This window comes from bacterium, assembly GCA_035528375.1.
Lineage (GTDB): Bacteria > RBG-13-66-14 > RBG-13-66-14 > RBG-13-66-14 > RBG-13-66-14 > RBG-13-66-14.
The window spans coordinates 1-14219 of record DATKYS010000073.1; the positions used below are offsets into that span (position 1 = coordinate 1).

At 66.2% G+C, this 14219-nt stretch carries 11 protein-coding genes and 1 tRNA gene; 3 read left to right on the forward strand and 9 right to left on the reverse strand.

Features of this window, described 5'->3' with window-relative positions; translation table 11 throughout:
* Positions 1 to 614 precede the first annotated feature (614 nt).
* From rnc to VM054_05630, 7 genes are all read right to left on the reverse strand, one after another.
* Positions 615 to 1310, reverse strand: coding sequence for a ribonuclease III (rnc, locus tag VM054_05600; GenBank protein ID HUT98537.1), 696 nt, complete (start codon positions 1308 to 1310; stop codon positions 615 to 617).
* The gene (gene rnpA, locus VM054_05605; protein HUT98538.1) at positions 1300 to 1662 is read right to left on the reverse strand and encodes a ribonuclease P protein component; all 363 of its coding nucleotides are present in this window, start codon (positions 1660 to 1662) and stop codon (positions 1300 to 1302) included. Before rnpA ends, rnc begins: the two co-directional genes overlap by 11 nt.
* An 86-nt stretch (positions 1663 to 1748) precedes the next feature.
* Positions 1749 to 1883 carry a 50S ribosomal protein L34 gene (rpmH, locus tag VM054_05610; GenBank protein HUT98539.1) on the reverse strand — a complete coding sequence of 45 codons (135 nt, stop codon included), beginning with the start codon at positions 1881 to 1883 and terminating at the stop codon, positions 1749 to 1751.
* Between the two features lie 196 nt (positions 1884 to 2079).
* The gene (locus tag VM054_05615) at positions 2080 to 4839 is read right to left on the reverse strand and encodes a BamA/TamA family outer membrane protein (GenBank protein ID HUT98540.1); all 2760 of its coding nucleotides are present in this window, start codon (positions 4837 to 4839) and stop codon (positions 2080 to 2082) included.
* 41 nt (positions 4840 to 4880) lie between these two features.
* Entirely contained in the window at positions 4881 to 6152 is a 1272-nt protein-coding gene (locus tag VM054_05620; GenBank protein ID HUT98541.1) for an ABC transporter permease, read from the reverse strand.
* 24 nt (positions 6153 to 6176) lie between these two features.
* A complete protein-coding gene (gene rny, locus VM054_05625) occupies positions 6177 to 7748 on the reverse strand; it encodes a ribonuclease Y (protein HUT98542.1) in 1572 nt (523 codons plus the stop codon).
* Between the two features lie 431 nt (positions 7749 to 8179).
* Positions 8180 to 8692 carry a hypothetical protein gene (locus VM054_05630; protein ID HUT98543.1) on the reverse strand — a complete coding sequence of 171 codons (513 nt, stop codon included), beginning with the start codon at positions 8690 to 8692 and terminating at the stop codon, positions 8180 to 8182.
* 156 nt (positions 8693 to 8848) lie between these two features.
* Here VM054_05630 and VM054_05635 point away from each other — a divergent pair, with 156 nt between their 5' ends.
* From VM054_05635 to VM054_05645, 3 genes are all read left to right on the forward strand, one after another.
* On the forward strand, positions 8849 to 10027 hold the full coding sequence (locus VM054_05635; protein HUT98544.1) for an aminotransferase class I/II-fold pyridoxal phosphate-dependent enzyme: 1179 nt from the start codon (positions 8849 to 8851) through the stop codon (positions 10025 to 10027).
* 477 nt (positions 10028 to 10504) lie between these two features.
* A tRNA-Pro gene (locus VM054_05640) sits at positions 10505 to 10581 on the forward strand.
* A 155-nt stretch (positions 10582 to 10736) separates the two neighbouring features.
* Positions 10737 to 11546: a zinc-ribbon domain-containing protein gene (locus tag VM054_05645; protein HUT98545.1), complete on the forward strand. Its 810-nt coding sequence runs from the start codon at positions 10737 to 10739 to the stop codon at positions 11544 to 11546.
* Positions 11547 to 11789: 243 nt separating this feature from the next.
* Here VM054_05645 and VM054_05650 read toward each other — a convergent pair whose 3' ends face one another.
* Together VM054_05650 and VM054_05655 are read right to left on the reverse strand one after the other, a co-directional pair.
* The gene (locus tag VM054_05650) at positions 11790 to 12452 is read right to left on the reverse strand and encodes an HAD family phosphatase (protein ID HUT98546.1); all 663 of its coding nucleotides are present in this window, start codon (positions 12450 to 12452) and stop codon (positions 11790 to 11792) included.
* Positions 12453 to 12695: 243 nt separating this feature from the next.
* Positions 12696 to 14204 (reverse strand): hypothetical protein, encoded by a 1509-nt coding sequence (locus VM054_05655; protein ID HUT98547.1) that lies wholly within the window; start codon positions 14202 to 14204, stop codon positions 12696 to 12698.
* Between the last annotated feature and the right edge of the window lie 15 nt (positions 14205 to 14219).

Consider the following 14219-nt stretch of genomic DNA (forward strand, 5'->3'; position numbering starts at 1 on the left):
GGGCGGGATCGAGATGGACGATGCCCTGCCGGTGCTGGACTTCGACCATCCGGGGCACGATTTCGCCGACGCCCTGCGGGCCTGCCCGCAGTCGAGCTTCGTCCGGCGGCTGCCCGCGGCGGCGGCGGAGGTCCCCAAGGCATCCTGACGTTCATCGGGTCCCCCATTATCCCCTCACCCCTCTGGATGAGGGGTTATTTATTAAAAGGGCGGGTGTGGACACCTGCCCCTACGGTACAACCTCGTAGGGGGCGACCGGTAGGACGCGTCCTCCACGGTCGCCCGCGGGCGGACCTAAAGGTCCGCCCCTACGTCAGCGCAAGCATCGAGGCACGGACCTGGGTGAGGGCTGCCTTAGAAAAAAGCGGCGGGGATAGGAACCGAGCGAAGCGAGCTATGCCCCTGGCAAATCCCCGCCCTACGTTCAAGCATCGGGCGGTGGTGAATCACACGGGCGGGTGTGGACACCTGCCCCTACATCCTTATCCCGCGCATCCGCCCCGTAGGGGCGACCGGTAGGACGAGTCCTCCACGGTCGCCCGCGGGCGGACCTAAAGGTCCGCCCCTACGTCAGCGCAATCGCCGAGGCGCGGAGTAGGGTTTCATCACGTCCCCTAATCCTCCCCCAAGAGCTCCAGCGCGCGGGCCGCGGCCCTCGCCTCCGCCAGGCGCCTCGAACCGGCCTCCCCCTCGCCGCGCACCACGCCATCCACTATGACCCGCGCCCGGTAGCACCGCTCGTGGTCCGGCCCGCTCACCTCCCACTCGTAACCCGGCTGGGTGAAATTCCGCCGGTGGCAGAGCTCCTGCAGCTTCCCCTTGGGGTTATCCGTGGTCAAGAGGTCGTCTTCGGTCACGCCCAGAAGTATCCGGCGGATGAAGTCGGCCACAATGGTGTAGCCGTGCTCGAGGAAAATCGCGCCCACGAGCGCCTCGAAGAGGTCCTCGAGGAGACCGCTGCGCTCGGCGCCTCCCGACTGCTCCTCACCCTTGCCCAGCCGCACGAACTCGCCGAGCCCCAGCTCCCGCCCCATCCGGGCGAGGTTTTCGCCCTTGACGTGGGAGGCCCGCTCCTGGGTGAGGTCCCCCTCGTTGCCCCCGGGTAGGCTCTCGTACAGCTCCCGGGCCACCACCAGGTCAATCACCGCGTCGCCGAGGAACTCCAGGCGCTGGTAATCGCGCGTGTACTCCGGGTTCTCGTTGCGCCAGGAGGATTGGGTGAAGGCCTCGGCGAGGAGGTCGGTCCGGCGGAGGTTCAGGCCCGACAACTCGCGCACCCTCCGTCTCAACTCGGTGAATTCAGGGTCCATCTTCACTCCCCAGGAGACCGGCCCGGTCCCACAGATCCAGCGCCAGGCGGCGCAGCTCGTTCCCGGGCAGCTCCCCCGCCCCCGGTCCGGCCACCAGCGCCAGATGGGCGGGTACGTTAAAAAGGTGCCTATTGACGCGGAACAGCTCGCGCAGGCGGCGGCGGACGCGGTTGCGCACCACGGCATTCCCCACCTTGCGCCCCGCCACCGTCGTGTAGCGCAGCCCCTCGACCCCCTCGGTCAGCCAGACGAGGCGGAGCGGGCCCGATTGCAGGCGCCTCCCCGACCTGAACAGCCGACGGAAGTCCCGGGCGGAGGTCAGCCTCGACGAGCGCGGGTGCGGGTGGCGCATCGCTCTATTGTAACTCATCCGGGGCGGGTGTGAAAAAGGCCCCTCGCGGGAACCTCTCTCGGTATACGTTGCATCGGGACGCCGGACTAGTGGGTGAGCCGTTTTCGGCCCCGGGCGCGGCGGCGGGCGATGACCAGGCGGCCGCCCTTGGTGCGCATACGCTTGCGGAAACCGTGGTCCCGCTTGCGCTTGATTCGGCTGGGCTGGTAGGTGCGTATCATCCGTGCTCCCCGGTGTTGTATCCCGCGGGCGCAAAGGTTAACCCAACGCTGGACGGTTTGTCAACCCGTTTGCGATGATGTAGGGGCGGGTCTTTAGACCCGCCCGCGGGCCGACCTGAACGGCGCGCCGCCGGTCGGCCCCTACGTCCGGCTTTCGTCGGCCGTAGGGCGGGGATTCCTAACCCCGCCGCTTCCATTAATAATTCCAGCCGATGTAAAACCCGAACTCCGCCTCCCGCTGAACCTCGTAAAAATCGGTGAGCCAGGCGAAATCGAAGCGCAACGCGACGAAGGGCCCGAGCCCCAGGCGCAGCCCCACCCCGAAGTCCCCCTCGAGACCGGGAACGTCCTCGCCCGAATCCCAGGCGGTTCCCGCGTCGAAGAAGAGCGCGCCCTCGACGTGGGTGAAGGCGATGGTGCCCGCCGGCAGCCCCAGGGCCAGGTAGTCCAGCACCGGGAAGCGCCACTCGAGGTTGCCCATGACGAGGCGGGTGCCGTTGAAGTAGCCGAAGGGATAGCCGCGCATGGAGAGCGAGCCGCCGAAGTAGGTGCGGCGCGCGTCGGGACCGTCGGACAAGCGCCCGACGACCCGGGTGGCCAGGGTCGTGCGCCGGCTCGTGCGCAGGTAGTAGCGCAGGTCGCCCCAGAAGGAGTCGTAGGCCGCGCTCCCGGTGGAGAGATCGAAAGTCTGGCCCGCCGACAGGTTCACCCGCGCGCCGTCCACCGGCCCGATCAGGTCCCACAGGGTGTTGTCGAAAACGAAGCCCAGGTAGCCCGAGGCGAGGGGGCGGTTGGTCCAGGTCTCGTCTATGTAGTCGTAGAGCTCGCTCCCCCGGGCGACGACGCTCGCCTCCAGGCGGACGTAGCGGCTGAATGGATAGTTGAAAAGTCCGACGACCCCGTACCGCCTCTCGTAGTAGGGGATGAGCGTGGTGTAGTCGGTGTAGTCGTCCACGTAGTGGAAGGCCCCGACGCCCCACCCCAGACGGCGGCTCCGGTTGACGTAGGTCGCGGCGACGTTGAGGTAGTCGAAGAAGTTGTCGAAGCTCTCACCCACCGAGTAGAGCTGGAAGATCATCTGCTGGTCGCCGGTGAGGTCGGTCAGCCCGAGGGCCGTGCCGAAGCCGGTGCCGAACTCGGGGTCGTAGGCGACCTCGGAGCGGACGACGTCCAGGGTGAACTCCGTCTTGTAGGGGTGGACCTCGCCTATCTCCTCCCGGGTGGCCAGGCTGGGGAGCTCCTCCTCCACGGCGACCGCCGGCTCCTCCACCGCGGCGCACTCCTCGAGCCCGTCGAGGAGGTAGACGCCGAACCGGTACCCCTGGAGCCCCTCGCACAGGACGCGTCCGTCGGGGGTGAAGGAGGCGTTCCAGGCCCCGGTGAAGAGGCGTGTCAGGCGCGTGACCGAGCCGTCGGTCTCCAGGCGGTAGAGGTCGGCGGCCCCCCCGCGGTCCGAGGTGAAGCACAGCCGGCCCCCGGGATCGAAGAAGGGGCCGGAGTCCTTCCAGGGCCCCTCGGTCAGGGGAACCACCGTTCCCGTATCCGGCTCCAGCCGGAAGAGGTTCCGGTCGCCGGAGATGATAACGCCCCCGGAGTTCGAGGCGAAGACCACCGCCTCCCCGTCGGGGGTGAAGACGGGGTCCGACTCGTAGGCGAAGTCCCGGGTCAGCCGCTCCACCGAGCCGTTCGACGCGTTCACCACGTAGAGGTCCGAGGCGCCGCTCGCGTCCAATCCCACGAGGATGATTCTCCCCCCGTCCCAGGAGGGGTCCGAGAGGGCCACGGTGTCCCCCACGGTGTACCGATCCGTCACGCCGCCGGAGCTCAGGTCGTACACGCAGAGCTCGTCCCGCCCCTGACGGCCGGCGACGAAGGCCACCCGCCCGGCGGGGTCGGCGTCCAGGGAGGTGGCGAACATGAGCAGGCTCTCGTAGGCGGGGTCCCGTTCGGCGATGAGGAGGCTCGTGTAGTCGAGGTCCCCCTCGAGCGGCGCCCAGAAGAGACCCTGGTAGCCCAGGTAGTCGGAGAGGTAGACGAAACCCGGTACGCCGTCCTTCTCGGCATAGGCGGGAGCCAGCGCCATCTCCACCTCGCCGGTGCGGCGCTCCCCCGCCTCGTCCAGGAACAGCCGGTCGGCGACCTCGGGGTAGTAGCGCCGCTTCAGCCAATTCCGCCAGTCCCGGTCGAGCTCCTCGAGGTCCACCCCCAGCGCGTCCCGGAGGACCACGCTGAAGTACTCGCTGGTGTAGGACTTGCGGACGAGATCGAAGAGGGCGTCCTCGCCGTAGGTATTCGCGATGTAAGCCACGGCGGACTGGCCCTCCTTGTACAAGAGAAACACCGGGCCGTAGTACTCCAGTTCGGTGAGCGGGACGACCTTCTCCTCGAGCACCAGGTCCCGCACGTAAATCTCCATCTCGGTATTGGCGCCCTGGCTGAGGTACTCGGCCAGCCCCTCCTCGAACCAGAGGGAGGGTCGGGCGTAACTGGCGACGCCGCGCCCCTCCACCGAGGAGCGCAGCAGGGCGTAAACGAAGACATGGACCAGCTCGTGGTGGAGGGTGTGGGCGAAGTCGGCCAGGTCGCCCCCGTTGGGCAGGGCCACCCGCCCCTTCATGTACTCGGTGAAGCCGCCCACGGACTCGGGCAGGAACCCGGCGTAGATGCGCGTCTGCCGGAAGCTGGTCCGGTCGGCGTAGACGAAGACGGGGACGCGCCACGGCACGGTGCAGCCGAACGAGAGCGCCAATTCGTCATAGTACCTCTCGGCCAGCTCCGCGGTTATACCGGCCAGTTCCTCTTCCTCGGGGTAGAAGTGGACGTCGAAATGCTCGGTAGCCAGGACCTGCCAGTCCAGGTCGCGGTAGGCCACCTTGTTCTGGCCGAAGGTGGAATAGGCCGAGGCGGCGAGGGGGACGAGGAGTACCGGCAGGATGTGGCGGAGGGTGAGTCTCATTGTGCGCCCGGTAGAGCGGAAAATCTCCGCGGCGGCAGGGCCTAGGCCTCCAGCTTGCGGAGCGCCTCGGCGGGCGGTATGCGGCTGGCCCTCCGCGCCGGCAGCCAGGCGGAAACGACCGCCACCAGAAGCGCCAGGAGAACGCCGCTCACGAAAAGCCACCAGGGGAGGTAGAAGAAGTTCTTCGGCTTGAAGGTGAACTCGGGCAGGTACTCCACCAGGAGCGCGTTGGCCACCGCGGTGGACCCCCAGCCCAGGAGCACGCCGACGACGCCGTTCGCCAGGCCGATTATACCCGCCTCGCCGGCGAAGAGGCCGCGGATGTCCCCCCGCGTGCAGCCCACACAGCGCAGGACGCCTATCTCGACGCTGCGCTCGCTGACCAGGAGGCTGAAGTTGTTGAAGATGCTGAAGGCGGCGATCAAGAGGATGATCACGGCGACGATGGCCAGGACGGCGGTGACGGTGTCAATGGTCAGGCCGGCCTTCTCGACGGCCTCGCGGCTGTTCTCGACGCCGAAGCCCGAGTCCTGGGCGAAGGCCCCCAGCTCGGCGGCGACCCGGGTGTCGGCGCAGACCACGTAGGCCCGGGTGTAGCCCTCCGGCCCGGTCCGCCCGGTGAGCCGCGCGGCCTTCTCGACCTCCTCCAGGGGAATCGTCACCCCGAGCACCACCGCCTTGGGCGAGAAGCCGACCACCACGCCGGTGCGCTCGACGTAGGCCCCGCGCTCGAAGCTGGACCGCCCCAGGAAGATGCCCAGGCGCGTGCCGAGGGCCTGGTCGGCGGTCAGGCGCCGGAGGCCGTTGGCCGGGGCGAAGCCCTCGTTGTAGAAATCGAGGAGCTGGGGGGAGAGGATGACGGGTATCTCGCCGGGTGAGAGAGTGACATTGCGGTATTCCGCCGCCGAGACCTCGATCATCCGCGGGTCCCAGCCGTCAACCCCCATGTCGGTGCGGAAGGTGGGCAGGGAGAAGGGGCCGATGGTCACCCCCCGCAGGGAGCAGGGGAAGACGGCGGTGAGGGCGGGGTAGACGGCGGTGACGCCGGGGCGGCTCCCCAGGAGCTCGACCGCCGCGTCGTCCAGCGGCGCCGGCTCGCCCAGGAGCCCCGGGCCCTGGGTCACGATGACCTCGTTCAAGGGGAGCTTGGCCAGGATGCCCTCGATGACCTCCCGGCGCACCCCCTGGCCCAGGCCGACCAAAAACACCAGGGCGGCTATACCCAGGGCTATCCCCATGGAGGACAGGACGCTGCGCCGTCGGTGGCGGCGGAGGTTGGCCAGAATCAACCGAAGCGAGTTTCCGAGCTTCACCCTGGGGGTCCTGGATGGTTCGTCTTACGAGGCGTAGTCGGTCGCCCGGTGCTCCCGGATGACCGTTACCTTGATCTTGCCGGGATACTCCATTTCCTTCTCGACGCGGCGGGCCACCAGGTGGGAAATCTCGTCGGCCTGGAGGTCGTCCGAATCCGCGGGATTGACGATGATCCGTATCTCCCGCCCGGCCTGGATGGCGTAGGAGCGCTCGACGCCGGGGAAGGAGTCGGCGATCTCCTCGAGCTTGGTGAGCCGCTTGATGTAGAGGTCGAGGGTCTCTCGGCGGGCGCCGGGCCGGGCGGCCGAGAGGGCGTCGGCGGCCATCACAAGCACCGCCTCGGGCGTGGCGGCCTCGACGGCGTCGTGGTGCGCCTCGACGGCGTTGATCACGGGCGGCTTTTCGTTGAACCGCCGGGTGAGGTCGGCCCCGATCTGCGCGTGAGTCCCCTCCACCTCGTGATCCACGGCCTTGCCGATGTCGTGCAGAAGCCCCGCGCGCCGGGCCAGCTTCTCGTCGAGACCCAGCTCAGCCGCCATCATACCGGCGAGGTATGAGACCTCCAGGGAATGCTGCAGGACGTTCTGACCGAAGCTCGTCCGGTAGCGCAGCCGGCCGAGGAGGTTCACCAGCTCGAGGTGCAGCCCCTGCACGTGGGTGTCCAGGGCCGCCTGCTCGCCGGACTCGCGGAGGGTGGTCTTCATTTTCGCCGACACCTTGGCGACGATGTCCTCGATGCGCCCCGGGTGGATGCGGCCGTCCTGGATCAGTTTCTCCATCGTCTGTCGGGCTATCTCGCGCTTCACCGGATCGAAGGCGGACAGGATCACCGCCTCGGGGGTGTCGTCCACGACCACGTCCACGCCGGTGGCCATCTCGAAGGCGCGGATGTTGCGGCCCTCGCGTCCGATGACCCTCCCCTTCATCTCGTCGGAGGGGAGCTGGACCACGCTGACCGTGATTTCGGACACCTGATCGCTGGCGATGCGCTGGACGGCGTTGGTGATGATCTTGCGGGCCTCGTCCTCGGCCCGGGCCTGGGCCTCCTCGCGCATCTCCTTCAACAGCCTGACCGACTCGTGCTCCACCTCGGCGCGCAGGTTCTCCAACAGCATCGCCTTGGCCTCCTCGGCCGTTATCCCGCTCAGGTGCTCCAACAGGCGCGTCTGCTCGTCAATGAGCTTGACCAGATGCTCATCCCGGGTGGTCAGGGTGACCTCGAGCTCCTCGAGCTTCTTCCCCCGGGCCTTCACCTCCTCCAGTCGCTCATCTAACTCCGACTCCCGTTTCTCGAGCTGGCCCTCCTTGGAGGAGAGCCATTTCTCGATGCGCTGGAGCTCGCCCCGACGCTCGTCGGCCTGCTTCTCGAACTGGAGCTTGATGGCCGAAGCCTCGTCCCGGGCCTCGAGTTTGGCTTCCCGAACGATGGACTTGGCCTCGTTCCGGGCGTTCACCAGGAGCTTCTCGGCGGCCTCCTCGGCGGAGGCGAGCCTGCGTTTGGCGAAAATGCGGCGCAGCCAATAGCCCAGCCCCGCACCGAGGACCAGGACCACGACCAGGGATATGTAAAGGTAGGGGGGGGAGAAGATGCCCACTGGGGATCACCCCGTCTCAAACGCCCGAGGCGCTCGTTGGAGGAAAAATTGAGACGGGGCTGGCTGGGCGGGCCGCCGGGGCGGGGTCACCGATTCGTGTCGCGAAACCCGGGGAATGGCTCGAGAACCGTGGGGGTTTTCCGGACCTTTACCTTGACGCGTTTTAAGTTTTTCACGGCTCTTCTAGATTTCCCGGTCGGTGACACGAAAAGAAGCGATTAACCCGGCAAAGGGATCGAGGTTCCGAAAGCGAGATGCCCGTCCGTCAGCCCCGTCGGCTACGGCGAATGTGCAACTCTGGCGGAGTATAACAACATCCGGTCCGTGTAGTCAACAAGTTATTGTGGATGCGCCCCTTATCTAAGACGGCCCCCGCTTTGAACGTAAAAAAAACCGCCCGCGGTCGGACGGTGCCCCTAGAAAACTCCGGGTCAGAAAATCCCCCGCCGACGGCGGTCCAGGCTGTGCATCAGGCGCCGGACCCTCCGCTTTGCCTCCCGGCCCCGGAGTCGGGCGATCCGCTCGATGACGTCCTTGCGGGGGCGGAAGGTCTGGAAGACCAGCGGCCTGAGCAGGATGGTCCGCCACCCGGCCACGCGCACCAGGCGGCCGCCGCGGGAGCGCCCGGCATCGGCCCCGGGTCCGCCCAGGTCGTAAACCCAGAAATGGGGCGAATCCAGCTCGTAGAGCTCCACCAGCCGCTGCCGGCGCACCAGACCGTCCCCGCCGACGTAGGACAGACGGGCCAGAGCCCGGCTGCGTTTCAGGAAGCCGAGAAGGTACACGAGGTGGGGGGAGATGGTCCCCTCTTCCCGGGTCCGGCCGGCGAGGTAGGCCGCCCGGAACCGCCGAGCCGCGGCGCGCAGCTCGCGACGCCGGTCCTGGTAGGCGAACCAGCTCCGCAACTGCTCGTCCAGGCCACCGGGGTGCGTTTCCTCGGGCATCGGTCACCGGGGGAGGGGTTCGGGGGGATTATACCAGTTAACCGCCGAAATGGTAAACCCGACATTTACAACGCGGGGGGCAGAACCTATAATCACCCCGTTCCGGTCTCAGGCTGCGGTTTCAAACAGGGACCCGCGAGTTACGGGAGGCAACGAATGGCAGACCCCCCCATGCGCCCCGGCAGGGGCACCCGATTCGTCCACGGCGGCGACGAGCACGACCCCGCCACCGGCGCCGTGAGCACCCCCATCTACCAGGTGTCCACCTTCGCCTTCAAGTCGGCCGAGCACGGCGCCGCCTGCTTCGCCGGTGAGGAGGACGGCTACATTTACAGCCGGCTGGACAACCCCACCGTCAAGGTCTTCGAGAAAAAGTTGGCCTACCTGGAGGGCGCCGACGAAGGGCTGGCCTTCGCCTCCGGCATGGCCGCCATCCACAACCTGTTATGTCACGTGGCCCACGGGGGCCACGTCGTTTCGGGGAACGCGGTGTACGGCGGCACCTTCGCCCTCTTCGAGCACCTGTTGCCGAAGCTTGGCATCGAGGTTAGCTTCGTTGACACCACCGATACGGGGAACATCGAGCGGGCGATGCGTCCGGACACGCGGCTGGTCTTCGTCGAGACGCCGGCCAACCCCACCCTGGCCGTCACCGACATCGCCGCCGTGGCGGAGCTGGCCCACTCCCGGGACGTCCTCCTCGTGGTGGACAACACCTTCTCCACCCCGTACCTCCAGCGGCCGCTGGAGTACGGCGCCGACATCGCGCTCCACAGCTGCACCAAATACGTCGGGGGCCACGGGGACGCGGTGGCCGGGGCGTACTGCGGACCCCGGGAATTCATGGACGAGTCGCGGGACTGGCGCACCGACATCGGCGGGGTCATCGCCCCCTTCCAGTCCTGGCTCCTTCTGCGCGGGCTGAAGACGCTTCATCTGCGCGTCGAGCGGTCCCAGGCCAATGCCATCGCGCTGGCCCGCTTCCTCGACGGCCACCCCAAGGTGGAGCGGGTGCGCTACCCCGGCCTGGAATCGCACCCGCAGTACGAGGTCGGCAAAAAGCAGATGCTCGGCCCGGGGGGGATACTGAGCTTCGACGTGGCCGGCGGCGTGGAGGCGGGCGCCAGGCTCATCAACTCCGTAAAACTGATGACCGTCGCCGTCTCACTGGGCGACTGCGCCACGCTCATCGAGCACCCGGCGAGCATGACGCACTCCACCATGAGCCCCGAGGAGCAGGCCCGGTACGGCATCACGCCGGGGCTGGTCCGCATCGCCGCGGGGTTGGAAGACGCCGACGACCTGCTCGCGGACCTGGAGCAGGCCCTGGCTTGACGCCCGCGTCTGGACTGGACCCCGGCCGTTTGCTATAATGCGCCCTCGCCGCGGGTGGGCGGTCGGGGTGTGCGGGTGAAAAATGGCTCGATTTGGAAGCCGCCCATCACCCCCAACTGCGATGATGTAGGGGCGACCCGTAGGACGAGTCCTCTGCGGTCGCCCGCGGGCGGGGCCCCGCCCCTACAGCTAAGAAAACTGTAAAAGTAAACCGGCGTCGCTCGCGGCTATAAACGCTCGAATAACCAAAGACTCCCGTCGCGGGACAGTGTCAAGCTTCAAGCTCAATTAAAACCTGTGTACGTAGATCGGCGTCGCTCGCGGCGCTGACATTTCGAACGACAAAAAGCTCCCGTCGCGGCTAAGTGTGGAGCTTCAAGCTCTGAAACCTAATAAGTAAACCGGCGTCGCTCGCGGCGCTGACATTTCGAACGACAAAAAGCTCCCGTCGCGGGACAGTGTCAAGCTTCAAGCTTGCGGGGTGTAGCGCAGTCTGGTAGCGCACCTGAATGGGGTTCAGGTGGTCGGAGGTTCGAATCCTCTCACCCCGACCAGGGGGGCCTAGAAGGCCCCCGCTTTGCAGGAAAGCGGAGGAGCGGGACCGATGGACGTTGACCGCGCCGCCGTTTAATCATAAAATTCCGCCGAAAGGGAAGCTTTTTAAAAATCCCCGGGAATGCGGGGGGACTCTTTCGAAAGAGGAAGGGATATGTTCTGTCCGAATTGCGGTGCCGAGATTGCCGAGGGCGCGAACTTCTGTCCCCAATGCGGTCAACAGGTGGTCCAGGCGCCGACCCCGGCGGATTCCACCGGGCAAGCGCAGCCGACGGCCACGGCGCCCGAACGGTCCGCCGCACAACCGCCACGGACGGAGGCCGAACCCGCCCCGGCGATCTCGCGGCTGGACGAGGGCGGATGGGCCCGAATCGTGTTTTCACTCGGGTTGCTCGGGTTGCTCTTCATCGCCTTCACAAACTTCGGCGGACCGGTACAGGCTTTCCTCTCATCGCTGGCGACGCGCGTTTACGGGTACGGAGCGGCGAAGCCCGTACTCGGCATCCTCTTCGGAGGAGGTATGGTCGCCCTTGGGTTCATCTTCAAGGAGCAGTTGAAGGGCCTCTTGAACGACCTGGAGGTGATGTTGGTAGGCGGCGGGATAGCCCTTGCCGGGATACTGATGCTCATCACCGGCGGCATGGGCGGCTTGGGCTGGTTCATCTTTCAGGTCCTGATCGGGGCCGTTCTCGGCGGCGTCGGGTTCGTGCTGTTGAAGATTTCGACGATTTTCACCGATAACAAGCTCGAAGCGATCTCCTCCAAGGTCGTCCCCTTCGCCCTGTTAGTGTTCGCGGCGTTCACGATCGTCTCGGGTGTCGGAACCCTGCTGAGCCTGGGCTTCCTGGCGTACGACCTGCCCCAGGTGTTCCTCATCATCTCCAGCATCACCGGCCTGTTGGGTGTGCTGGGCTTCGCCGGCGCCACCGTCCTGCGCCTGCTGGGCATCGAGCCGGGGCGCTGAGCCGCCGCGGTAAAACGAAGGGAGCCCCTCGGCTCTCTTTTTTTAAATCAACGTTCGCGGTCGAGCGCGATTAGTATTTAACGACGGCCCGGGGCGGCGTTCCGGAGGACGGTCGGGGGGAAGCGGGAGCGCCGTCCCGCCCCACCCCGGAATGTTTCACGAGGGGTGAACCCCCCTTTTCTTAAATCGCAGGGGCTAAAAAAAATCCCGCTCGAGGCGGGAGCGGGGACGCCCGTTCTCCGCTCACCCCTCGTCTTCGTCCCGGGGGTTGCGCCGCCGGCCGAGGCGGAGGCGGAGGTTCCGCAGGTCGCAGATGACGAGGTCGGCCGCCGATAGGTCCTGGTGGAGGGTCAAATCATGGGGCAGGGCGATGACCATCATCCCGGCCCTCTTGGCCGCCAGGACGCCGGGGCGGGAATCCTCGAAGACCAGGCAGCCAGCCGGAGGCACCCCGAGCATCTCGGACGCCCGCAGGTATATTTCCGGGTCGGGCTTGTTGTTGGACACGTCGGCCGACGTGAGGACGACCGTAAAGTAGGGACGGAGCCCGAAGCGGTCCAGCACGGCGTTCACCGAGTCGGGATGGGCGCTGGAGGCCAGGGCCACCGGCATCTCCCGGCTCAGTCGGCGGACCAGCCCCTCGATGCCGGGGCGCAGTTTCATCTTCTCGCGGATGAGTCGGAGGTAGAGTTCGTTCTTCGCCTGCCGGATATCTTCGACGGGGGTTTCGATGCCGTACCTTCTGAGGTGCTCCGGCAGCCTCCCCTGACCGATCCAGTTCTCGATGAAATCCTCGCGGGTGAGGGTATGACCGTAGCCGGCCAGAATCTCGGTGTAGGCCTCGAACTGGAGCGGTTCGGAGTCCACCAGGACGCCGTCCAGGTCGAAGATGACGGCCTCGATCATTTTATCCGTATCCCCCCCTACCGCGGTGTGCTCGCCCCTCCCGGTCGCGTCGCGGAGATGATGGGCCAACTGCCTTAATTAGGAAAGCATTATATCAGAAAACGCATCCCCCCGGAAAAAGTCGGCGCCGCCGAGAAGCGAAGCGAGTTACGCCCCGGTAAAACGCCTTAAAAAAAAGGGCTCCCACGGGGAGCCCCCTCGAAACGAAGCTGAGCGAAGTAATGCCCCGGCGACTCCGGACCGTCAGTTCACTTCCATGGAATAATCCACGAAGCGGTCCCAGTACCTGTTGGTCTCGTCGGCCCAGCTGAAGTAGGCGTCCACGAAAACCTTGAGCGCCGCGTAGTCCTTCAGGCCGTCGGCCAGGATGGCGCCGTTTATCACGGACACCTGGCTGCGGGGGTTGATCTGAACCGACCGGAGAAAATACTGGAGGGCCTTGGCGTTGTCCACCTCCCACATGGAGAGCGCCACCTTCTGGTACGCCCGGTCGGATAGGTCGGTGATCGTCAGGATGTGGTTCCAGGTCTCGAGGGCCCGGTCGGTGTACGCCTCGGAGAGCGCCGTGAAGTTGCCGACCTCCGTGGGGTCCACCGACCCCTCGGCCCGCCTGGTGTATAGGGTGGAGAGCCGCTCGTTGGTCTCGGCTACGCTCACCCAGCCGGAGACGAAGCCCGGGTCCACCTCCACGGATTTATTGTAGTACTCCAGGGCCTTGTCGAAGTACTCCTCGACGAGGGCGGGGTCGGTGGAGTACTTGATGTAATCCTCGGCGCCCAGGGTCCAGCCCTCGGGGGCCTTGTCCGGGTCGTTCAGGTACTCGATGTTCTGGTCTATCTGGCTGGCGGCGAAGAAGTAGGCGTTGCCGCGGCGGAGCCAGCCGAGCTGCACGCCGGGTTTGAGGGCGGTCGCCTTGTCCAGGAGATCGAAGGCCTCCTCGAAGTTCTTCTCGAAGTACAGGACCTTGGCGTATTCGACCAGGGTGATGTAGAAGTTGGGGTCAACGGACATCGCCTCGTCGAAGAAGGAGATCATCTTGCCCGAGTGCCCGGCGGAGATGGCCCTTCCGAGCCACTGGAAGGCATCCAGGTTGTTGGTTATGGGCTCGGCCCAGTAGCTCTCGGTACCCGGACGCTCGTAGAGGGCGAACTCATCCATGATGTCGTGGGAGAGATCGCGGCACAGGGTGGGCAGCTCCTCGTAGAGACCGGTGCGCTCGAAGACGGCCACCTCTGCGAAGGGCTCGTCGGCGTTGAGCACCCGGAGCTTGACGGAAACCTCCTCCACCGATGGCTTGTCGAAGGAACCCACTATCATGTAGTCGGCGTTGAAGGCCCGGTTGAGGTCCTTGGCGTAGTTGGGGTCGAGGGAGACAAGGTCGAGCTTGGCCTCGCCCTGGGCGCTGTCCGGGTCTAGGCTGTAGCGGATCATGTAGAGGTCCTGGAAGTTCTTCAAGAGCTCGCTCCGCTCCACCATCCAGATGTTGGAGCACTGCATCAGGTCGTAGTTGATGGCGATGGCGATGCCGGCGCCGATCCACTTGACCAGCCGCTTGGCGGGGATGCCGTCCGGCCCCGTGTATTCCTCGTAGTTGGAGTGGTAGGCCATGTCGAGGTCGAAGACGAGCCACTTGGTCATCCGGGGGGCGGCGGCGTCGGTCCCGACGGATATGGCCAGCGGGCCTTCGGTTTCCTGGGCGGATACGGCGATCGTCAGGAGCGCGACCGCGAGGATTACGATCCACTTCCCCATCAGAACCTCCTCGAA